Origin of the sequence: Aeromonas sp. s7(2024), assembly GCF_040907825.1 — a bacterium.
Classification (GTDB): Bacteria; Pseudomonadota; Gammaproteobacteria; order Enterobacterales; family Aeromonadaceae; genus Aeromonas; species Aeromonas veronii.
This window is the reverse complement of record NZ_JBFOCM010000019.1, coordinates 84,562-106,130: the sequence shown is the minus strand read 5'-3', so window position 1 is coordinate 106,130 and position 21,569 is coordinate 84,562. Positions and strand designations below refer to the sequence as shown.

17 protein-coding genes and 1 riboswitch are annotated in these 21,569 nt (G+C 57.4%); of the genes, 3 read left to right on the top strand and 14 right to left on the bottom strand.

Going from position 1 to position 21,569, the window contains the following annotated elements:
* Positions 1-196 precede the first annotated feature (196 nt).
* The 5 genes from AB5Y73_RS08465 to AB5Y73_RS08445 all read right to left on the bottom strand — a co-directional run bounded on the left by AB5Y73_RS08465 (position 197) and on the right by AB5Y73_RS08445 (position 6,149).
* A complete protein-coding gene (locus tag AB5Y73_RS08465; protein ID WP_118853618.1) occupies positions 197-958 on the bottom strand; it encodes a Nif3-like dinuclear metal center hexameric protein in 762 nt (253 codons plus the stop codon).
* A gap of 141 nt (positions 959-1,099) precedes the next feature.
* Positions 1,100-2,443, bottom strand: a complete 1,344-nt coding sequence (locus AB5Y73_RS08460; RefSeq protein ID WP_021231049.1) for a sigma-54 dependent transcriptional regulator — start codon at positions 2,441-2,443, stop codon at positions 1,100-1,102.
* Positions 2,440-3,474 (bottom strand): PAS domain-containing sensor histidine kinase, encoded by a 1,035-nt coding sequence (locus AB5Y73_RS08455; RefSeq protein WP_118853617.1) that lies wholly within the window; start codon positions 3,472-3,474, stop codon positions 2,440-2,442. The genes AB5Y73_RS08460 and AB5Y73_RS08455 overlap by 4 nt, the downstream gene beginning before the upstream one ends.
* A 106-nt stretch (positions 3,475-3,580) precedes the next feature.
* A complete protein-coding gene (locus AB5Y73_RS08450; RefSeq protein ID WP_162895325.1) occupies positions 3,581-5,002 on the bottom strand; it encodes a sigma-54 dependent transcriptional regulator in 1,422 nt (473 codons plus the stop codon).
* 268 nt (positions 5,003-5,270) lie between these two features.
* Entirely contained in the window at positions 5,271-6,149 is an 879-nt protein-coding gene (locus AB5Y73_RS08445) for a DUF2726 domain-containing protein (RefSeq protein ID WP_118853616.1), read from the bottom strand.
* A 196-nt stretch (positions 6,150-6,345) separates the two neighbouring features.
* On the opposite strand from AB5Y73_RS08445, the gene AB5Y73_RS08440 reads away from it, so the two are divergent.
* From AB5Y73_RS08440 to ppx, 3 genes are all read left to right on the top strand, one after another.
* A complete protein-coding gene (locus tag AB5Y73_RS08440) occupies positions 6,346-6,861 on the top strand; it encodes a glycine cleavage system protein R (RefSeq protein ID WP_118853615.1) in 516 nt (171 codons plus the stop codon).
* A gap of 71 nt (positions 6,862-6,932) precedes the next feature.
* A complete protein-coding gene (gene ppk1 / locus AB5Y73_RS08435) occupies positions 6,933-9,002 on the top strand; it encodes a polyphosphate kinase 1 (RefSeq protein ID WP_181497192.1) in 2,070 nt (689 codons plus the stop codon).
* Positions 8,992-10,482, top strand: coding sequence for an exopolyphosphatase (gene ppx, locus AB5Y73_RS08430; protein WP_019446140.1), 1,491 nt, complete (start codon positions 8,992-8,994; stop codon positions 10,480-10,482). Before ppk1 ends, ppx begins: the two co-directional genes overlap by 11 nt.
* Before the next feature lie 60 nt (positions 10,483-10,542).
* On the opposite strand, the gene mgtE is transcribed toward ppx, so the two are convergent.
* The 9 genes from mgtE to flgE form a co-directional block, all read right to left on the bottom strand.
* The gene (mgtE, locus tag AB5Y73_RS08425; protein ID WP_019446139.1) at positions 10,543-11,886 is read right to left on the bottom strand and encodes a magnesium transporter; all 1,344 of its coding nucleotides are present in this window, start codon (positions 11,884-11,886) and stop codon (positions 10,543-10,545) included.
* A gap of 122 nt (positions 11,887-12,008) precedes the next feature.
* A riboswitch (M-box (ykoK) riboswitch) is annotated at positions 12,009-12,178 on the bottom strand.
* Between the two features lie 181 nt (positions 12,179-12,359).
* On the bottom strand, positions 12,360-13,568 hold the full coding sequence (gene flgL, locus AB5Y73_RS08420) for a flagellar hook-associated protein FlgL (protein WP_118853613.1): 1,209 nt from the start codon (positions 13,566-13,568) through the stop codon (positions 12,360-12,362).
* A 4-nt stretch (positions 13,569-13,572) separates the two neighbouring features.
* Complete coding sequence (locus tag AB5Y73_RS08415) at positions 13,573-15,576, bottom strand: flagellar basal body rod C-terminal domain-containing protein (RefSeq protein WP_118853612.1); 2,004 nt, start codon at positions 15,574-15,576, stop codon at positions 13,573-13,575.
* Between the two features lie 3 nt (positions 15,577-15,579).
* Entirely contained in the window at positions 15,580-16,653 is a 1,074-nt protein-coding gene (flgJ, locus tag AB5Y73_RS08410; RefSeq protein WP_107685155.1) for a flagellar assembly peptidoglycan hydrolase FlgJ, read from the bottom strand.
* 43 nt (positions 16,654-16,696) lie between these two features.
* Complete coding sequence (locus AB5Y73_RS08405; protein ID WP_107685154.1) at positions 16,697-17,794, bottom strand: flagellar basal body P-ring protein FlgI; 1,098 nt, start codon at positions 17,792-17,794, stop codon at positions 16,697-16,699.
* Positions 17,795-17,802: 8 nt separating this feature from the next.
* On the bottom strand, positions 17,803-18,474 hold the full coding sequence (gene flgH, locus AB5Y73_RS08400; protein ID WP_005350662.1) for a flagellar basal body L-ring protein FlgH: 672 nt from the start codon (positions 18,472-18,474) through the stop codon (positions 17,803-17,805).
* A gap of 14 nt (positions 18,475-18,488) precedes the next feature.
* On the bottom strand, positions 18,489-19,277 hold the full coding sequence (gene flgG, locus AB5Y73_RS08395; protein WP_181497191.1) for a flagellar basal-body rod protein FlgG: 789 nt from the start codon (positions 19,275-19,277) through the stop codon (positions 18,489-18,491).
* A gap of 14 nt (positions 19,278-19,291) precedes the next feature.
* Entirely contained in the window at positions 19,292-20,038 is a 747-nt protein-coding gene (gene flgF, locus AB5Y73_RS08390; protein ID WP_005334159.1) for a flagellar basal-body rod protein FlgF, read from the bottom strand.
* 144 nt (positions 20,039-20,182) lie between these two features.
* A complete protein-coding gene (gene flgE / locus AB5Y73_RS08385; RefSeq protein ID WP_005334163.1) occupies positions 20,183-21,568 on the bottom strand; it encodes a flagellar hook protein FlgE in 1,386 nt (461 codons plus the stop codon).
* Position 21,569: the final 1 nt, after the last annotated feature.

Below are 21,569 nucleotides of genomic sequence, written 5' to 3'. Positions count from 1 at the left end.
AGGAGGCCGATGGCCTCCTTTTTATTTCCTGAATTTTCCCACCACAGGCACAGGCTTAAACCTGTTCACGACCTGCAGCGAGAAACCGTCAACAAGGTGAAGAGCAGCACAGGAACCGGAGCGTATAGACATACGTGAGGATTCCGAGCAGCACATGAGCCTTGATCACGGTTTCGTAGCCAGATCGTGGACAGGTTTAGACCGGATTGTCGATATCGATAAAGGTCACATCCAGCCCGTGCACAGTCGCCAGCCACTCCCCCAGCGCCTTGACGCCGTAACGCTCGGTAGCGTGATGGCCAGCGGCGTAGAAGTGCATCCCCATCTCGCGAGCGGTGTGAATGGTCTGCTCGGAGGCTTCACCGGAGATAAAGGCATCGATGCCCTGCTCCGCCGCCAGATTGATGTAGCTCTGACCGCCGCCGGTGCACCAGGCCACGGAGCGGATCAGCTCGGGGCCGCTGTCGCCACAATAGAGTGGTTCACGGCCAAGGCGCTCGGCAATCAGTTTGGCAAAGTCGGCGCCGCTCATCGGCTCTTCCAGCTTGCCCACCATGGCGACGCTCTTGCTGTTCCACGGCTCCAGACCACGGCGTACCTTGATGTCGAGCAGCTTGGCGAGCTGGGCGTTATTACCCACCTCGGGGTGAACATCCAGCGGCAAGTGGTAGGCAAACAGGTTGATATCGTGGGTCAGCAGGGTCTTGAGCCGACGCTGCTTCATGCCGGTGATCTGGGCCGGTTCACCGCTCCAGAAGTAGCCGTGATGGACCAGAATGGCATCGGCCTCGGCAGCCACCGCCGCGTCGATAAGCGCCTGACTGGCAGTGACACCGGTCACTACCTTGCGAATGCGCTCACGCCCCTCCACTTGCAAGCCGTTGGGGCAGTAATCCTTGATAGCGTGCGGTTCGAGCAGATGGTTCAGTACGGTTTCGAGTTTTCGATGAGAGATCATAGGGGTCCCTTATTAAGGCTCGGTCCCCTGCTTTACCAATAAAAACAGGGCCCAGGCTCAAAGCGCCAAGGGCCCCATGATAATCGAGCCGGGCCATCAAGACCATGACAGCCCCCACACAGTGCGGTTTCCCTCCCGGCCTCAGGCTGGCAGATCGATCCCCGCCTCCCGCATCTGGGCCAGTTTGTAGCGCAGGGTGCGCGGGCTGATGCCGAGTCGGTCGGCCACCGCCTTGCGGCTGCCGTTACAATCTTGCAGGGTGTCGAGGATGATCTGGTGCTCCTGCTGCTTGAGTTCGCTGCCGAGGCGATCGCCGCCATAGCTGCGCTCCACGCTGACAAACTCCATCTCCTGCTCGTCCAGCTCTTCCAGAATAAGGTGGTCACAATCAATGACCCCATCGGGGCTGAGGATCAGGGCGCGCTGTACCACGTTGTCCAGCTCCCGCACATTGCCGGGCCAGGGGTGGGCCAGCAGTCGCTCCCGCGAGGCGTCCGTCAACTGTGGTGTCGGTAACCCCTGCTGACTGGCATGAAGCGCCAGCAGATGTTCCGCCAGCGGCAGAATATCCCCGGGCCGCTCGCAGAGGGCAGACCAGCGCAGCGGAAAGACGTTGAGACGATAGTAAAGATCTTCGCGAAACAGGCCATCCTGCACCGCTTTTTTCAAATCCCGGTTGCTGGTAGCGATGACCCGCACATCCAGCGGGATCATCTTGCGACTGCCGAGCCGCTCCACCTCTTTCTCCTGCAACACCCGCAGCAATTTGGCTTGCAGCCCCTGATCCATCTCGGTGATCTCGTCAAGCAGCAGGGTGCCTCCCTGCGCCTGCTCGAACTTGCCCGGGCACCCCTGCACCGCACCGGTGAAGGCCCCCTTCTCGTAGCCAAACAGGGTCGCCTCCAGCATGTTTTCCGGAATGGCGGCACAGTTGATGGCGACGAAGGGCTGCTCGGCGCGGCTGGAGTTATCGTGAATGTAACGGGCCAGCACCTCTTTACCCGTCCCGCTCGGGCCGGTCACCATCACGGTCGCTTCGCTTCTGGCCACCCGGGTCGCCAGCTGGAACAGCTCGGCAGTTTTGGGATCCCCGTAGACCACGGCGCGCTTCTCCACCTTCTGGGCGGGCACATAGCGGCTGACCTGATTGAGCAGCACCTCTGGCGAAAATGGCTTGGCCAGATAGTCGATGGCCCCTTCACGCATGGCGCGCACCGCGCCATCGATATTGGCGTAGGCGGTCATAAGCAGCACAGGTATCTGCGGATATTGCTGGCGGATGGTAGCCAACAGGGTGAGGCCGTCCATCCCCCCCATCTGGATATCGGAGATCACCATGTCAAACGGCTGACGGGAGAGGGCCAGCAGAGCCCGCTCGCCGCTGTCCGCTTCACGGCACTCATAACCGCCGAGCAACAAGGTATCCACCAGCGCTTCGCGCAGGCCATTGTCATCTTCAACTACCAGGATCCTGGCCTGTGTCATGCTACACCTCCAAGCTGCACCGTTTGCTGGTGCAGGGGGAACGACAGAGTAAAGCAGGTGCCTTCACCGGGAACCGAGGCCACACCGACCTCCCCCTGATGGGCACGCACTACAGATTGCACCACCGCCAGTCCGAGACCAGTGCCTTGGGAGCGAGTGGTAAAGAAGGGTTCGAATACCTGACCGAGCTGATGGGAAGGGATCCCCTTGCCATTATCGATGACCCGCATCTCCACCCGGGCACCGCTGCGCACCGCGCTGACCAAGAGTGAGGTGGCCCCCGCCTGCTGGGCATTGGCAATCAGATTGTTGATGGCTCCCGCCAACGCGCTGCTGTTGGCCAGCAGACAGAGATCGGGCTCTGGCGCCTCCATGTGCAGCTCGCAGCCCTGTTGCTGACAGAAGGCCTCGGCACCGGCCTGCACTTCGGCCAGCAGCCCTTGTACCGAGATCGGGGTGACCACCTGATTGTCACCGTTGCGGGCGAACAGCAGGATGTCGTTGATCTGCTTCTCCAGATCCTGCAAACGGGCCATCAGCTTTTGCTGAAACTGAGTGCGGGATTCCGGCTTGAGGGTGCGGTTGGCCAGGTTTGCGGCATAAAGCATGGCAGCGGAGAGCGGTGTGCGGATCTGGTGGGCGAGCGAGGCCGCCATATTGCCGAGCGCCGACAGCCGCTTCATGTGATTGATGCGGTCTTGCAGTTTACGGGTTTCGGTCAGGTCATTGATAAAGACCAGCTGGCCGGGCTGATCCGGCAGCGGCTGGGTCGAGAGCTGGACCCGGCGCCCGTCGCGCAGGGAGATCTCGTGGCCATCATCCTCGCGCGGCTCGAAGCAGCGCGCAATGATGTGGCGCCAGAGCTCCCCTTCCAACGGCTCCCCCAGCAGGGAGATGGCCGCCGGATTCGCGCGGGTGACCACTCCAGCCCCGTCAAGCAGCAACACCCCGGTGGGGAGCGCCTTGAAGATGGCATAGAGCTGGCTCACTTCGTGGGACTGGAGTGGCATGTCCTGCTGCTGGATTGTCATAAACCTGACCTCAAACTGGCTATTGGGTCAGGTTATTCAATTTTCATGCCACTAAATTATATGAATTAAAACAATGAATTGCGCATTAGCGTCAAGGCTTTGACCCTTAGACGTCCTTGCTCATCCCGTACTTTTTCATCTTCTCCACCAGGGTAGTACGCCGCATGCCAAGCAGATCGGCGGCGCGGGCCACCACCCCGTCCTGAGACTCCAGCGCCTGACGGATCAGCTCCACTTCAAGGTCGGCCAGCATCTCTTTGAGGTTGACCCCCTCCTCCGGCAGCTGCATGGTGCGGGCCGAAGCGAGGGAGTGATCCAGCTCGGGCGGATCCTGAAACACCGCCGCCAGCGCATCCCGTTCATCCATCTCGGTCAGCCGCTCATCCCGCGGCTCGCTCGGCAGCAGGCGATAACGGCTCGGCAGATCCGCCACATCGACGATCTGGTGTGGATAGAGGATCAACAGCCGCTCCAGCAGGTTAGAGAGCTCGCGCACGTTGCCGGGCCAGGGGTACTGCATCAGTGACTCCAGCGCCCGCTGGGTCAACCGGATAAAGCCATGGTGCTGCTCGGCATGGCGGTTGAGCAGCTCCTGCAGCAGCAGCGGGATGTCATCGATGCGATCCCGCAGCGGCGGCGTCTCAATGGGGAAGACGTTGAGGCGGTAGTAGAGATCTTCACGAAAACCCTGAGTGCGGATCATCGCCTCCAGATCCCGGTGGGTCGCCGCTATGATGCGCACATCGGCCTGAATGGGCTTGCCGCCACCGACCCGGTCGAACAACCGCTCCTGCAGCACCCGCAGCAGTTTGACCTGCATCGGCATCGGCATGTCGCCGATCTCGTCGAGGAACAGGGTGCCCCCCTGCGCCAGCTCGAAGCGACCGCGACGAGCCGCGATGGCACCGGTAAACGCCCCCTTCTCGTGGCCAAACAGTTCGCTCTCCAGCAATTCGGCCGGAATAGCGCCGCAGTTGATGGGCACGAAGGGGCCACTGCTGCGGGAAGAGAGTTCATGGATAGCGCGCGCCACCACCTCTTTACCAGTGCCAGACTCCCCGAGGATCAGCACGTTGGCATCGGTCTCGGCCACCTGGCTGATGAGGCGGCGTACCTCCTGGATCCCCTTCCCTTTGCCCACCAGCAAACGCAGCAGGGCCTGCCCCTTGTCATGGGTCTGCTGACGGGGATGCAAGGATACAAAGGCCTGACAGAAGTGCAGATGACGAGTAAGGGATTCATAGGTAAAGGGCGAGATCGCGACCCCGATAAAGTTGCTGTTGGGCAGATCGGCCTCAACCAGCGAGAGGAAGGGGGTACGGGGGAAGGCGGCCAGCAGATCTGACAAGGGACGGTCGGTCAGCTCACCCACCAGCACCCCTTGCAGCGGACCGGAGGATTCGATGGCCACATCCAGATCACTTTGTGCCACCTCCTGCCACGGGATCCCCATAAACGAGAGCACGGTTCCCAACTGTTGGCGCCGCTGCGCATCGGCATCAACAATCAACACGCCCATCTCCACCATATCCATTCCTCGCGATGTCCTGAACTAACTTATTGTTTTATTTGATGATAAAACAGCTACCGACTGTCTTTTTGCTGGCACACAAAGTGCCAAAATTCCGACACATTGTCAAAAATTGTCGTATTCAGGCTAAGTGTATCGACAGAAACGGGAGATTAGATAAATTTTGCCGAGGAATTTTCTGCATTGGCGCCGTTAACAAACGCCGCCAATGGCGGAAAGAAAACTGCCCTCGTCAGAGGGCAGCATGCAACACGGTGAAGCGCACTCAGTGGCGATTATGGTGGTGCGGCGCCGCGTAACGACACTCTGGAAAACGGCTGCAAGCCAGAAAGAGTCGACCGGCGTGGGGGCCTTTTTTCGCCTCCCGCTCCACCAGCGGCGCATTGCAACGGGGGCAGTGGTGTACTTCATGCTCCTCGTCATCCTCTACATCGGCGAACAGGCTATCGACCAGCTCCCCCTCACTCTGTGGCGCCTCCATCACCCCCTTGGGCTGGATGGCGGGCTCGTGGAGCGACGCAGGCGAGATCGCCTCGGCATGGGCAGTACGGCCACGCATCCCGGCACCTACATCCACACCGTCCAGCAGCAGAGGGTTGAACGTCGGCTCGCGGCGCGCCCCGTGCGGCAAATCGTCGATCAATGGTTCGCTGGTTTTGACCAGCAGCGGCAGGATCTGTTCGCGCAGCTCTTCCACCAGATAGCTGGCACTTGCCGGGATCTGCAGCAACGGCAGACCGGCGCTGTCGCAGGCGGTTTTCAGAAAAAGGTCGCGCGCCTTGCGCTTCTGGTGACGATGGGAGCTGTCATCGAGTTCGATGGCGCAGATAAAGGAGAGATCCGCGGGGTGGCAAAGCAGATAGTCGAAATGCTTGGCACTGATCTTGTTGAAGTGCTGCTGCCATTTGCTCTTGCCGATCCCGGCCTGCGGCGTCAGCACATCGGCCACCCGCACCTTGGCAAAGACCCGGGCCTTGTCACCCACCGCCAGATCCAGCACCCCAAGGAACGATCGTTCGGCAGGACTGAACAGGGTCTCCTGCATATCATAGGGCAGGCGCTTTTGCTGTCTGCCTCTGCTCCAGAAGATCGCCAGCACAAGCAGCGCCAGCAACAACAATCCCGATAGGACAAGGGTATTCATGAGAGCACGATCCAGTTCACGACACGAAAGGGGAATTACTTTACCACAGCCGCCACGGAGCAAGGCAGCAGACCCGTGTATAGAAAGTGAAAAGTCCCATCTTTTTATCTATTTGTCAGCAGGCGGGGGTTCATATGACCAGCCCCAGCAGGCACAATAGGGATAGAGCAAGAAATCCCATTTCAAGGAGAGCAGGATGCAAAAGCAATTGGTGGTCACCGTGATCGGTGCAGACAAACCCGGGATCGTCGAGAGTCTGGCAGCAGTCATCAGCCGCGAGCAGGGCAACTGGCTGGGCAGCGCCATGAGCGAACTGGCGGGCCAATTTGCCGGTATCCTCCATGCCTCTGTCCCCGATGAGCACTATCGCAGCCTGTGCGAAGCACTGGCCCTGCTACCGGGTCTGACCATCAGCTTTGCCGAAGGGACACCTACCGCCGAGCCAGCTCATCAAGTCATGATGACAGTGACCGGCAACGACCGCCCCGGCATCGTCCATGAAGTAGCCAGCATCCTGCGCCAGCTCGAGATCAACGTGGCCGATCTCACCACCGGCTGTGAACCGGCTCCCCACTCCGGCGCCCCGCTCTTCTATGCCCATGCGCTGGTTGCCCTGCCCGACGGGCTCGCGATGGATACGCTTATCACCGCGCTGGAATCCCTCTCCGACGATCTGGTGGTCGACATCGACGAAGCGTTCAGCGAGTCATAATCCTGTCATTTATTTGTCATATATTAACGCCATAACTGCCGCGCAGACGCGACCTGAAACAGAGGCACAAGATGAGCACCGACAAGCAGTATGAAGAGAAAGAGCTGAGCTGGCTCTCATTCAATGAACGGGTGTTGCAAGAGGCAATGGACAAGACGGTGCCCCTCATCGAGCGGGTTCGTTTTCTGGGGATCTTCTCCTCCAACCAGGATGAGTTCTTCAAGGTACGGGTATCGGACGTCAAGCGCCGCATCCTCATCAATGAAGTACATGGTGGCGACGATGAAGCGAAAGTGCTGCTGCGTGCCATCCAGCAAAAAGTGATGACGCTCGGTGAAGCGTTCGACAACACCTACAAGGAGCTGTTGATTGCGCTCGCTCGCCACAACATCTTCCTGGTCAACGAGAACCAGCTCTCCGATGCCATTCAGAAGTGGCTGCGGGTCTTCTTCAAGGAGAAGGTGCTGCGTCACATCATCCCGATCCTGCTCAACAAGGAGGTCAATCCGGTCAAATTCCTCAAGGATGAGTACACCTATCTGGCCATCGAGATGAAGAAGAACGGTCAGGTGATCCAGTACGCCCTGGTGGAAGTGCCGACCGACGACCTGCCCCGCTTCTTCCAGCTGCCGCCGGAAGGGACCCGCCGCAAGAAGCAGATCATCATTCTGGATAACGTCATCCGCTTCTGTCTCGACGAGATTTTCAAAGGCTTCTTCGACTACGACGAGATTGCCGCCTATGCGGTGAAGCTGACCCGGGATGCCGAATACGATCTCTCCGACCAGCTGGACTTGAGCCTGGTGGACAAGATGAGTGACGGCTTGAAGCAGCGCCTTACCGCCATGCCGGTGCGCTTCGTCTACGAGCGGGAGATGCCCGCTGCCATGATAAGCTTCCTCAAGCTCAAGTTGCAGATCAGCTCCTACGACGCCATCATGCCGGGTGGGCGCTATCACAACTTCAAGGATTTCATCGGTTTCCCCAATGTGGGCCGTGACTATCTGGAAAACCCCAAACTGCCGGCCCTCGATTGCCGCGATTTTGACGGCTTCGTCAACGCCTTCGATGCCATCACCAAGCAGGATATTCTGCTCTACTACCCGTATCACAAGTTCCACCACTTCACCGAACTGGTGCGCCAAGCGGCGTTCGATCCGGCGGTCAGCGCCATTCGCATCAATATCTACCGGGTGGCCAAGAAGTCGCGGATCATCCACTCCCTCATCGATGCCGCCAACAACGGCAAGAAGGTGACCGTGGTGGTCGAGCTGCGCGCCCGTTTCGACGAGGCGGCCAACATCGACTGGGCCAACATCCTTACCGATGCCGGAGTCAAGGTGGTGTTCGGGGTACCGAGCCTCAAGATCCACTCCAAGCTCTGCCTCATCACCCGCCACGAAAATGGCGAGCCGGTGCGCTATGCCCATATCGGCACAGGCAACTTCAACGAGAAGACCGCCAAGATCTACACCGACTTCTCGCTGCTGACCCGCAATCCGGATATCACCGCCGAAGTGGAAGGGGTGTTTGAATACATCGAGTACCCCTATAAGCGTTACAAGTTCAACCACCTGCTGGTCTCCCCCATCAACAGCCGCCGTCAGCTCTATCGCCTCATCGACAACGAGCTCTCCAACGCCAAGGCGGGCCAGCCGAGCGGCATCATCCTCAAGATCAACAATCTGGTGGACAAGGATCTCATCAACCGTCTCTATGCTGCCGGGCAGGCCGGGGTGCCGATCCAGATGATCATCCGTGGCATGTGCGCCCTGCGTCCGGGCGTACCGGGCCTCAGTGACAACATCAAGGTGATCAGCATCATCGACCGCTTCCTCGAGCACCCGCGGGTGATGGTGTTCCACAACAAGGGCAACCCCCAGCTCTATATCTCCAGCGCCGACTGGATGAGCCGCAATATCGACGGCCGTATTGAGGTGGGCACCCCCATTTATAATGAGCGCCTCAAGCAGCGCATCATGGACATTCTCGAGCTACAACTGAGTGATACCTGCAAGGCGCGGGTCATTGATGCCGACCAGCAGAACGAATATGTGAAGCGGGGCAACCGCCGCAAGATCCGCTCTCAGGTGGCGATTTACGACTATCTCAAACGTATCGAGTCAAACAATGGACAATAGTCTCTATGCCGCCGTGGATCTCGGCTCCAACAGTTTTCACATGGTGATCGCCCATCTGAGCGAAGGGCGTTTTCGCATCGTCGATCGCATCAAGGAGCGGGTACGGCTGGCGGAAGGGATGGATGAGCAAAAGCGGATGAGCCCGGAGGCGATGGAACGCGGCCTCGCCTGCCTGTCGCTGTTTGCCGAGCGGCTCACCAACATCAAACCGGATCAGATCCGCATCGCAGGTACCTATACCCTGCGCCGCGCCAGCAACGCCCGCGAATTTGTGAGTGAAGCAGCCAAGGTGCTCAACCACCCCATCGAGATCATCAGCGGGCAGGAAGAAGCACGCCTCATCTATCAGGGGGTTGCCCATACCCAGCATATCGAGGGCCAGGTACTGGTGATCGATATCGGCGGCGGCAGCACCGAACTCATCATCGGTGAAGGGTTTGAACACAAGGCCCTTACCAGTCGCAAGATGGGCTGCGTCAGCTTTACCCAAAGCTTCTTCGCCAGCGGCAAGCTGAGCGACAAGCACTTCACCAATGCCGTGCTGGAGGCGCAGCACCAGCTCGCCCCCATCGTCAACCAGTACCGCAAGCTGGGCTGGCAGAGCTGCCTTGGCAGCTCAGGTTCGATCCGCACCGTGCGCGATGTGCTGCAAGGTGAGGGGCTGACCGATGGCAGTATTACGCTGGAGGGGCTGGAGCGGCTCAAGGCGCTGATGATTGAGCGCAAGCGAGTCGATAACCTCAAGCTGACAGGGCTTACCGAGGAGCGTCAGGAGGTGTTTGCCGCTGCGGTCGCCATCCTGCTCGGGCTGTTTACCTCGCTGCCCATCGAGCGGCTCGACTACTCCGACGGTGCCCTGCGCGAAGGGTTGCTTTATGAATTCGAGGAGCGCTTGCAGCACCACGATATTCGCGAGCGTACCGCACAGGCGCTAGGCACCCACTACCGGATGGACCGCAAACAAGCCGCCCGGGTGGAGCAGAGCGTGCTGACGCTGTTTGATGCCTTGCAAGAGCCCTGGCAGATGGAGATAGAGCCCTATCGCGCCATCCTCGGCTGGGCGGCGCGGCTGCACGAAATTGGCCTTGCCATCAACTATAGCGGCATTCACCGCCACTCCGCCTATATCCTGCAACACACCGACCTGCCTGGCTTCAACCAGGACGATCAGGCCCTGCTGGCGGCGCTGGTACGCTTTCAGCGCAAGGGGCTCAAGCTCTCCGAGCTGCCTCCCCTGCCCAACCACGACATGCAGACGGTGCTGCGCTGCATCCGCATCCTTCGCCTCGCAGTCGCCGCTCACCACAAGCGTCAGGACAACCTGCTGCCCGAGTGGCAAGTCGCAGTGCAAGGCGATCAGCTGGTCGTGACCCTGCCGATCGACTGGTGCGAGGAGAACCGTCTCCTGATGCAAAATCTGGAGAAGGAGCACCGCTACTGTCAGGAGCAGGGCTGGCCACTGTTGTTCCAGCTCGGCTAAACCGGAAAGATAAATTAAAAAGGCAGCCCACTGGCTGCCTTTTGCATCTCAATCTCCCGGTTACTGCAACTCGGGCAACAACCACTTGGCCATCTCGAAGTAGATGATAAGGCCGGTGCCATCCACCAGTGTCGCGATGAATGGCGCAGAGACCACCGCCGGATCGATGCGGAAACGACGCAGCACCATGGGAATAATGGATGCGACCGTGGCACTCCAGAGCACGATGGCGATGATGGTAAAGGTCACCACCATGCCAATCTGGGGACCGACGCCGAGACTCCATGCCCGTACCCAGGCCGCCATGGCAATGGCACCCGAGATGAGCAGACCGGTGGAGAGCTCCTTTTTCAGCACGGTACCGAGATTGCGCAAGCTCACCTCCCCGACCGCCATGGCACGTACTATGGTGGTGGTGATCTGGGTGCCGCTGTTACCGCCAGTACCGATCAGGAGCGGAATAAAGAAGGCCAGCGCGATGGCCGCTTCCAGCTGCTCCTCAAATGCCCGCAGCACGGTGCCGGTGTAGGCTTCTGCCACAAACAGGATGAGCAGCCAGCCCACCCGTTTGCGCCACAGCTGCCAGGGAGTCGCCTGCAGATAGGGAGTATCGAGTGGCGAGGAGCCACCCTGCATCTCGGCATCCTCGGTGGATTCGAGCTCCAGAATATCCGCAGCATCATCGACGTGGAAAATACCGACCAGTCGCCCCTGATCCTCGACCGGCAATACCGACAGGTCGCGGTCGATCAGCAGGCGCGCTGCCAACTCCTGATCCGCACGGGCGTTGATCCGCACAGTCTCCCGATCCATCAGGGTCGCGACACTGGCCAGCGGGTCGGCGATCAGCAAGGTCTTGAGGGAGAGGCTTCCTTGCAGACGACCATCCCCGTTGACCACATAGATATGGCGAAACAGCTGGGCATTATCCCAGGCATCATGGATCAGCTGTTTGGCGTGACCGACCGTGTCCTCCTCCCGTACCGCCAGATATTCGTGGCGCATGTTGGCCCCCACCGACTCGGTGGGCCAATCCAGCAGGGAGTAATACATGGCCTGCGCCTGGGTCGGGAAGCGAGCCAGCAACATGGTGCGATCCTGACGACCCAGTTTGCGCAGGATGGCGACCATCTCGCGACGGGGAATGGCCTCCTGCAACACGCTGACGATGCTGCCATGGAGCCGCTGCAACAGGCGCCCGGCACTCTCGGCTGAGAGTGAACCAAGCAGTTCGGCCCCTTGCGGAATTGGCAGGGTATCAAAGATGCAGTTGAGCTCTTCCGGACGCAGGGTCAGCAGTTGATCGGCGCGCTGAACCGGATCCAGATTATGTTCCAGCCAACCCTGCAGGGCGGCCAGATCGAGCAGTTGGTGACGGTTAAGAATGGTATGTGTTTTCTTCATCACAGATATCCTCATGTGATTTCAGGCGAGCCTGAATGCCTCCGGAAATAGCCGGATGCAACGACAAGAAAACAGCAATTTGATTGACGAGTAATAGGCAGGAAATGACGCCGTTCGGCGTGTCATCATCCCCACGTACCAGCTTTAGCACTGTATAACGTATCCGGCATGCCGGAAGCCACTTGGGTTTACACCTTAATCCGATGAAAACTGTCCTGATCTTGGGCGTCTCTGGACGTCGTGAGATCAGTGGCCTGTGTTTATACAGGAGCCTCGCCTAACGAGATGCTGCAAATAATTCGCACAACCCTCTGTTGTGCGGGCGGCATGATTATCCAATCCCGCAGGGAGGTCAACCCCGCAGCTCCCATTAAATGGGCAACGGCAACAGCTTGTTACAATTGGCAGGAGATGACACGGAACCAATTTTCATAGTCTGGACAAAAGAAAAGGCCCCAAAGGGCCCCTCTTAATTAGCGAATATAGTCAAATAACGTCAGACGGCTTATTTTGCTGAAAGAGAGTTGCGAGGCACTCAATGCCGCATCCTCTTTTGACAGCGCGGAAATCACTTCATAGAGATCCGCTTCCGATACCTTGGCTCTCGCCTCGGCGTTGAGGGTACTCAATCCCTCATTGGAGCCCATAGCCTGCTCCAGACTGTTCATCCGGCCGCCCAACTCACCCAATCCATGGTCAATATTCAGGCGGGCATTTTTCATATGAACGGTGGCATCGGCTACTTCCAGCGCAAAGTTGTCAGCGGTAATAGCAGGATCACGCAAGGCGGTAATAAAATCCGACATACCATTCAATATGTTGTCATTCTTCGGTGGATTAAGGTCAAACTGCTGAGCCGCACCACCTGCAGGCAAATCAAGGGTCAACTCCAGACCATTGAAGGGGATCTTGGTGCCAGCAGTATAGTTACCCGTTTGCAACGTATTGCCACCGGCATCCTTGATATCATAGGTATCCGGCGGGCCTATGGTGGTTGATACGGTATAAGTGTTGCTGGGCAGTGCCGAGTTATAATTGGACTTATAGAAATTATCAAAGTTACCCTGATCGCCGACCCCGACCTTGATATTTGCGGTGGTTGCACTGGCGGTTCTTCTGGTCGCCACGATTTCAAACAGATCCTGCCCGGAATCATTGGCTGCGATTTGTACTGTGGGTGAGACCTGAATATTTCGCTGACCTGGATCACCCTGATAAATATATTTTCCGTTGACGTCTTTTATATATGGCTGGGTCTTGCTCTGATTGCCACCAAATATAAATTCACCCGATGAGTTTTTGCTATTCATCAGGTCGAACATCTGCTGCTGCAACCCTTCAAGCTCGCTGGCGATGGCCTTGCGATCATCGTCACTGATAGAGCCGTTATTTGACTTCTGGATCAGGGTCTGGGCACTGAGCATTGCCGTATTAAGAGAATCCAATACTGTCTCTTCATGCCCCAGGCTGTTTTCCAGCAAGCTGCCATTGACACTGTACTGCTTGAACAGGTCAATCTCCTTGGTCAGAGCCATCTTCTGGCTCATCCCTGCGGGATCTTCGCCGGCAGTCTGAAATTTATTGCCGGTTTGCAACTGTTGATAGGCAGTATTCAACCGCTCGTTGGCACTGTTGAGGGAATATAAATTCCGGTCGTAGATCATGTTGGTGGTGATGCGCATGACGTTACCTCACGGAAGAGAGCAGTGTATCGAAAATGGTTTTGGCCGTGCTGACGATTTGCGCCGATGCCGCATAGGATTGCTGGAAGCGGATCAGATTGGCAGCTTCCTCCTCCAAATTGACCCCAGACACGCTTTCAAAGATGCCGGTGCTCTGGATAAGCTTGGACTCATTGGCCTTGAGCAGCGTTTTTGCCTGACTGGTATTGTTACCCACTTCCATCACCAACCCGGAATAGGCCTGATTGAAGGTCATCTTGTCGTTGGTCGTCCCACCATTGGTGCTCTTGCGCACCAGATCCTTGTTTTGCAGCTCGGCCAGAACCAGGCCATTGCTGTTATCGGCAAAGCCATTGCTGTTGTAACTGAGCTTGAAGCTGTCACCGGCATCCACCGTCCCGGTGATGCTGAACTCGTAGCCGGGGGCCTGTTTCGGGTTGGCATAGACTGCGGCTCCGGCGGGAAAAGGGTTGACGATCGCAGACATCAGGTTTTGCCCTTTGCTGCTCGCAGGGGCAGTGCCAATCAAGGTAGTACCATCGGCTTGAAACACCTGATAGTTACCACTGCCATCAATTTTGACCACCTGGGGCGCTGTCGGGCTCAGACTATTGGTACCAAAACCTGACCCTGCACCTGTATTGAATACGCCACCCAGTTTGATATCTGCCCCGCCGCCATTATTGGTGGTCTTTTCCGCTTTAAGCGGAGAGGCCAGGGCCAAATCTTCCGGTCGGGTGATCAGCTGACCCAGACCGGCGGCCGCACTTTTGGTGGGTTGCAGCAACAGTTTGTCACCCGCAGCCGGCGTACCGGTGAGATCGATTGAAATGCCGTGACCCGTGAGTTCAAACGTTGCAGGAGGGGTCGTGCCAGTCGCCACAGAGGTTCGATTACCAGACTTGTCCAGCGAGAACACCTCATAACCGGTGGCGCTGCTAAAGCGCACTTCGTAATCAAACGGGGTCACTGATGTCCCCTTGCCCGGCACGAAGCTGACATTAGCCTCAACAGTTCCTGTATTGTCGTCGTAGGGTAATCCCTTGCTGGTTGGCAGGGTGAAGATATCACCGCCAATTTCATTATCCAAATCCATCCCGAGGCGGTTCTGCTGGTTCATTGCATCGGCCATCGCCACGGCCAGCTGCCCCAGTTCGCGCTTGGTAGGTTCAAGGTCGTTACGTGCTTTGAAGAGGCCTCCCACGGCGCCACCAAAGGTCTCGTTGTCAATAAGCGCTTCATTATCACCCAAAGTTAATTGCAGCTCTAAATCTCTCGAATCAGGATCACTGGGCATCACTTTAAACTGAGCCACGCCGCCGTTTAGTACCAACGAATGGCCAGTGCTCATATTGACCAGCATGCTGCCGTTGGGTTGGGCTACGGTGCGAATATCCATCTTTTCCGACAGCTGGCGGATCGCCTCATCCCTCTGATCAAACAGCATCAGGTTCTCTTCGGGTGACCCCTGGGTGCGGATGATGGCCTGATTAAGATCATTGATGCTGGTGAGCAGGCTGTTGAGCTGCTTGGTTTCATCTTCAATACGGGTGTTGAGGGTATCGCTCTGCTTGTCGAGCTGCGCCGAAAGGGTATGAAAACGGTTGACCATGCCACTCAACTCCGTCATCACCACCTTGCGCCCACCGATCTCGGCAGGCGATTCATTGGCTGAGTGAAATGACTTGAAGTAGGAGGTGATGGCCGCCCCCACGCTATTGCTGGTATCCCCAAGCAAGCTGTCAACGCCAGCCAGCTGCTCATAATGGGTCAGGGAGGCATGATAGGCGGAGGTATCACGGCGCACCTCCCCCTGCATATAGTCATTGATCACCCGCTGGGTCTTGATGTCACCGGTCCCAAGACCGATGGTATTGGTATACACCAGCGTACGCTCACGCACATAGCCCTGGCTATTGACGTTCACTATGTTGTTACTGGTGGTCTGCAGCAGGCGTTGCTGTGCCAGCACGCCCGATGAACCAATCCCAAGCAGGTCGCTTGCCATACGTTACAGCTCCATCTCGTTGTATTGGGCAATGGCATCACTGCGCAATACCTGTTTCAATTTTCTGGCGTAGTGCGGGTCGGTGGCATAACCCGCCTGTTGCAGCGCCTCGAAGTAGCGATCAGGGCTATCCACCTTCGCTAGGGCTCCCTTGTAGCGAGAGCCGGAAGTGAGGAAGTCCACATAGTCGTTGAAGCTCTCTTCAAACGACTCATAGGAGCGAAATGCCGCTTTCTGGCGGGAGGCAACGCCTTGCTCATACTCGAGCGTGCTGACCACCGCCTTGGGCCCTTCCCAGCGCGGATCGGCCTTGATGCCAAACAGGTTATGGGTCACCTGCCCCTCGCCATCCTTGATCACCCGCTTGCCCCAACCGCTCTCCAGTGCCGCCTGAGCGACCAGTACCGCCGGGCTTAACCCCAACTTGTCGGCCGCTTTCTTGGCAAGCGGCATCAGGCGATTGACGAACTCTTCCGGTGTATCGAACTCTTTGCCCCCACTACCGGTGGCACTGCCCTCTTCACTGGCCATGCGCCCCATGGGCGGAATGCTGCGGTGAGGACGACGGGGCATAGTGAGTGCGTGACTCTCATTTGCCCCCTCGGTCATCTCTTTCTCAGCAAAATCTTTGCCAACTTTTGATGCTGCGATCAAATCATCGGCAGCCGCCGTAGGGGGCTGATAGGGTTTGTAGGTCCTTTCGGTGCGCTGAGGCATCTTGAGCACCCGTCCATCCTGATGGGTAAAAGTCTCGGGAGAGAGCTGCTTGGCCACCATGTCAGCCAATCCCATCCCCCCCTTGCTGGACATGTCGGCAACCCGCTGCTCATCCAGCATCCCTTCATAGAACTGGGTATAGCTGCTGTTCATCGGGTTGTCCTGAGTCAACACCCCGTTGGCCTGACGCATGCTCTGAAACAGCATCTGGGTAAAGATTGACTCGAACTGGCGTGACGCACTCTTGAGCGCTTCGGCCTGTCCCTCTTTGCTTTGGCTCATCTGGCGCAGACGGTCCAGGTTCTTGATGTCCTGTACCATCCCGAGATTCATGCCGCTGTTGCTGTCAAACTCCGCCATTTTGCTTACCTCATTGCCACCCGTGGCAACCACTTGCCGCTTGTTACAATATAACCAGTTGCCCCTCGATGGCGCCTGCCTGCTGCAGTGCCTCAAGGATGGCCATCAAATCACCGGGGGCGACCCCGACCTGATTGACCGCCCGGACCAGATCGTCCAGGGTCGCACCGGTATCAAACTTGAACATCCGCCCCGGCTCCTGCTGGACATTGATGGTCGAGTTGTTGGTCACCGTCGTCTCTCCTCCCGCCAGCGGGTTGGGCTGGGAGACCTGCTGGTTTTCGGCGATGGTCACCGTCAACCCGCCGTGGCTGATGGCCGCCGGTTTGAGCTTGACCTGACTGCCGATCACTATGGTGCCAGTGCGGGAGTTGACGATGATCTTGGCCGCCTCGTTGGCCGGATCCACCTCCAGATTCTCGATGGTGGCGAGATAGGAGACGCGCTGACCCGGATCCCGCGGGGCATAGACCTTGACCGAGGTGGCATCGAGCGCCTGAGCGGTATTGGACCCCACCAGATCGTTGACCACATCGGCCAGACGGCGCGCCGTAGTAAAGTCGGGTCGGTTAAGGTTGAAGGTGATAGTGTCACCCTGACTGAAGGAGTTGGGCACCTCCCGCTCCACGGTCGCACCGTTGGCAATCCGCCCGACGGTCGGGGTATTGATCACTACCTTGGAACCATCAGCCCCCTCGGCCCCCAGACCACCAACCACCAGACTGCCCTGGGCGACCGCATAAACCCGCCCATCGAGCCCTTTCAGGAAGCTTTGCAACAGGGTGCCGCCCCGCAGGCTCTTGGCCTCGCCAATGGCCGACACCGTTACGTCGATGGTCTGGCCCGGCTTGGAGAAGGGGGGCAGGTCGGCATGAATCGCCACCGGTGCCACATCCTTGATCTTGGGCTTGATGTTATCCGGCACCTTGATGCCAAAGTTGTTGAGCATGGTACGGAAGGTCTGCTCGGTGAAGGCGTTGTTCTTCTCGCCAGTACCGGGCAACCCCACCACCAGACCGTAACCAATCAGCTGGTTGTTACGCACCCCTTCAACCGAGCTGATGTCCTTGATCCGGGCCGCATTGGCCACACCCAAGGGCAGCAGACAGCAAAGCAGAGTGACAAGACGGAGTGACTTCATAACATCTCCTAGAGCGGCCACCAGGGACCATTGAAAAAGCTGGTAAGCCACCCTTGCTCCTGGCTATTGGCCAGATCGCCGGTACCACCGTAGTAAATGCGGGCATTGGCCACTTTCTGGGACGAAACGCTGTTATCAGACGTCACGTCCTCCGGGCGAATAAGGCCGGTGATCCGGATATATTCATTGCCATTGTTGAGCATGATCCACTTCTCACCGCGCACCACCAGATTGCCGTTGGGCAGTACCTTGGCCACGCTGACCGAAATATTGCCCTGCAGGCTGTTGCTCTGATCCGCCTTGGCCTGGCCCTTGAACGCGCTGTCTTGAGCAATGGAGGCTGAGAGATCATAGGGGCTGGCGGTCACGGGCACGCCACCCAACTTGACCGGGTCCAGATTGAACTTGTTATTCTTGCCACTCTGGGTATTGGCCTTTTTCGAGGCAGAGGTCGACTCCGACAACTCGATGGTAATGATGTCACCTACCTTGTGTGCCTTGATATCCGAATAGATGCCATTGACCTGATCCGGCTGGAAAATCGCCCCTGTCGGTCGCACCGACACCGGCTCCGACTCCCCGTAGACGGGGGAAAACTCGGGATCATCAGGCTTGGGCGTATTGGGAGTGCTGCTACACCCTCCCAGCACCAACAATCCCAGCATCCATACGGCTTTCATCATGCACCTCCTAATTAGGTACGCTGGATCAGGAAGGACATCATGCCGTCCACGGCGGAGAGCACCTTGGAGTTCATCTCGTAGACCCGCTGAGCCTGAATGAGGTTCACCAGCTCTTCGGTCACGTTGACGTTGGAAGTCTCCAGCATCCCCTGCTTGATCACCCCCAAACCATCGGCACCGGCAGTCCCCTGAGCGGCAGCACCACTGGATTGGGTCTCGACAAACATGTTCTCCCCCATCGGCTGCAAGCCGCTGGCGTTGACGAAGTCGGAGATGTTGATCTGACCGACGACCTGAGAAGCGCCATCGCCCTTGAGCTGCACCGAGACCTGACCATCTTCACCCACCGTAACGCTCTGGGCGTTTTCCGGGATCTGGATTTCCGGTTGCAGCGGGTAGCCATTACCCGGGGTCACTATGGTCCCTTCATCGTTGAGGGTGAACTGACCGTTGCGGGTATAGGCCGCACTACCATCCGGCAGCTGAATTTCAAAGTAACCACGACCACTGATCATCAGGTCCAGCGAGTTGTCGGTGGTTTGCACGTTGCCCTGGCTGTGGTTTTTCTGGGTCGCCACCACCTTGGCACCCACCCCCAGCATCAGGCCGGAGGGGAGCTCGGTATCGGCAGAGGAGCGGCCACCGGGCTGGTTGATGTTTTGATACAGCAGATCTTCAAAGATGGCCCGTGACTTTTTAAAGCCCACGGTGCTGGCGTTCGCCAGGTTGTTCGAAGTGACCGAAATATTGGTCTGCTGTGCATCCAACCCGGTCTTGCTGATCCAGAGTGCGGGATTCATAGGTAACTCCTTGATTAGCTGATTCGCAGCAGTTGGGTTTGAGCTTCATCATTCTCTTCGGCCGTCTTCATGATTTTGACCTGGGTTTCGAACTGGCGTTGCAGCCGGATCAGGTTGGTCATCTCATCCACCACATTGACGTTGCTCCCCTCAAGGGAGCCGGCAATCAGGCCGACATTGGCAGAGGCGGGTTCATTCTGGCCATCTTTGCGGCGAAACAGACCATCTTGCCCCTTCTCCACCGCATCGGCGGCCGGGTTGACCAGCTTGATCCGCTGAAAATCTTCCGGCAAGTTGGCGGCTGCCCCCTCCGGACGACCGCTGATGGTGCCATCCCGATTTATCTCGAGTTTCTCCATCGGCATCGGCAGCACGATGGGCTGACCACCGTCATCCACCACATTCAGACCGGTCGAGGTCTGCAAATTGCCGGTCGCATTGACCTGCAAATTCCCCATGCGGGTATAGGCCTCGCCGCCCTTGGGATCCTGCACGGCAATCCAGCCAGGACCATCTACCGCCACGTCCAGATCCCGTCCGGTGGTCATCAGCATGCCATGCTGCAGGTTCTGACCCGGGCGCTCAGCCATGGCAAACACCCGGCTTGGCAAGCCCTCTCCGAACGCCTGCATGCTTCTGGCCTGCTCAAAATCGGACTTGAAGCCGGTGGTATTGGCATTAGCGAGGTTGTTGCCCCGAACAGCCAGGCTGTTCATGGTCTCTTTGGCCCCGGACATGGCGATATAAAGCAGGTGATCCATGGAATTCTCCGTCAAACAGATGACTCTGACAGGAGAAATGCAATTAGAGTGCCAACAGCAGAGATATGGGGGGATAAGGAGGATGGGAATGCGACAGAAACAGAGAGGGGGCCAAGCCCCCTCTCATTATCATGTATTGCGCGATTAACGGATCTGCAGGATGGTTTGCTGCAGCGAACTATTGACCTCCAGAGAACGGGAGTTGGCCTGGAAGTTACGCTGGGCAGTGATCAGGTCCACCAGCTCCGAGGTCAAATCCACGTTGGACTGCTCCAGCGCCGATGATTTGATGGTCCCGAAAGTGCCCGAGTTTGCCATACCCGGTAACGCGTCTCCGGAAAGCAACGATTGTCTCCAGGAAGTATCTCCGACCTGAGTTAGTCCTTGCGCATTAGCAAACTTGGCCATTGCCACCATGGCAACTTTGACAGTAGTCGCATTGCTATAAGTTGCAGACACAATACCGTCAGGGGTAATTTCAACTTTGGTCAAACGACCGACTGTCGAGCCGTCTTGCGTCAACTTATAGGCCTCGAAAGGAGAAGCGTAAGAGGTAAGATTACCTAAAGAAATTTCAATGACTTGGGTAGGGTCTGCACCATTATTGATTATCCCTGCGCCAGCTCCTAATGCTTCGGTCTTGATAACCGCCGGTGCAGTCGGTGAAATCATTTTTCCATCAGCATCAAATGTGATTCTCGCACCAGCAGGAGCCTGATCCAAACCAGGTGCCATCGTCGGAGTAACCGCACCAACACCATCGATATCAATAGGCTTATCTCCCTGGTAAAGATACATGCGCCATGCTGTAGGATTTGCTGGGTTAGCAAGATTGGCAGGATCTGCTTCTTTAACAAAATATTGGGTAATGGTATGTGGCTCACCAAGCGAATCGTAAACCGTAATTGACGTGGACGCAGAATAGGTATTTGAGTCTTTTCGATTAAATGTAGATGCATCAGGCGGGTTAGGAACAGGAACCGTTGGTGCCGTAGCACCGGCCGGAAGCGGCTTTGTATTAGCTGGCAAGTTGTAACTTGCCTCGATCTTGGTCGTTTTCACAGGCTCACCCGCCTTATCAGGGATCTGGATCGGCTTGGTAGAGTTAATACTGACCGCCTTCGGGGTGCCATCGGCGTTAATTTCATAGCCTTGCAGGTAATGACCCTGATTATTAACCATATAGCTGTTTTCATTGAGCTTGAAGGCACCCGCACGGGTATAGGTGCGATCCAGGTTGGTCAGGCCATCGGAGGTCACAAAGAATCCATTCCCCTGAATCGCCAGATCCAGTGCGTTATTGGTGAATTGCAGCGCCCCCTGATGGAACTGTTGGGCAACCGCACCGGTTGCCACACCGTTACCGACCTGGGTCTTGGCATTGACAAAGATGGAGTTGGCGTAGACATCCGCAAACTCGGCACGGGACTCTTTAAAGCCCATGGTGTTAACGTTGGCAATGTTGTTGGCGGTGACGTTCAAGTCTTTTTGTGCCGCGTTGACACCGCTCAAGGCATTGTTAAATGACATA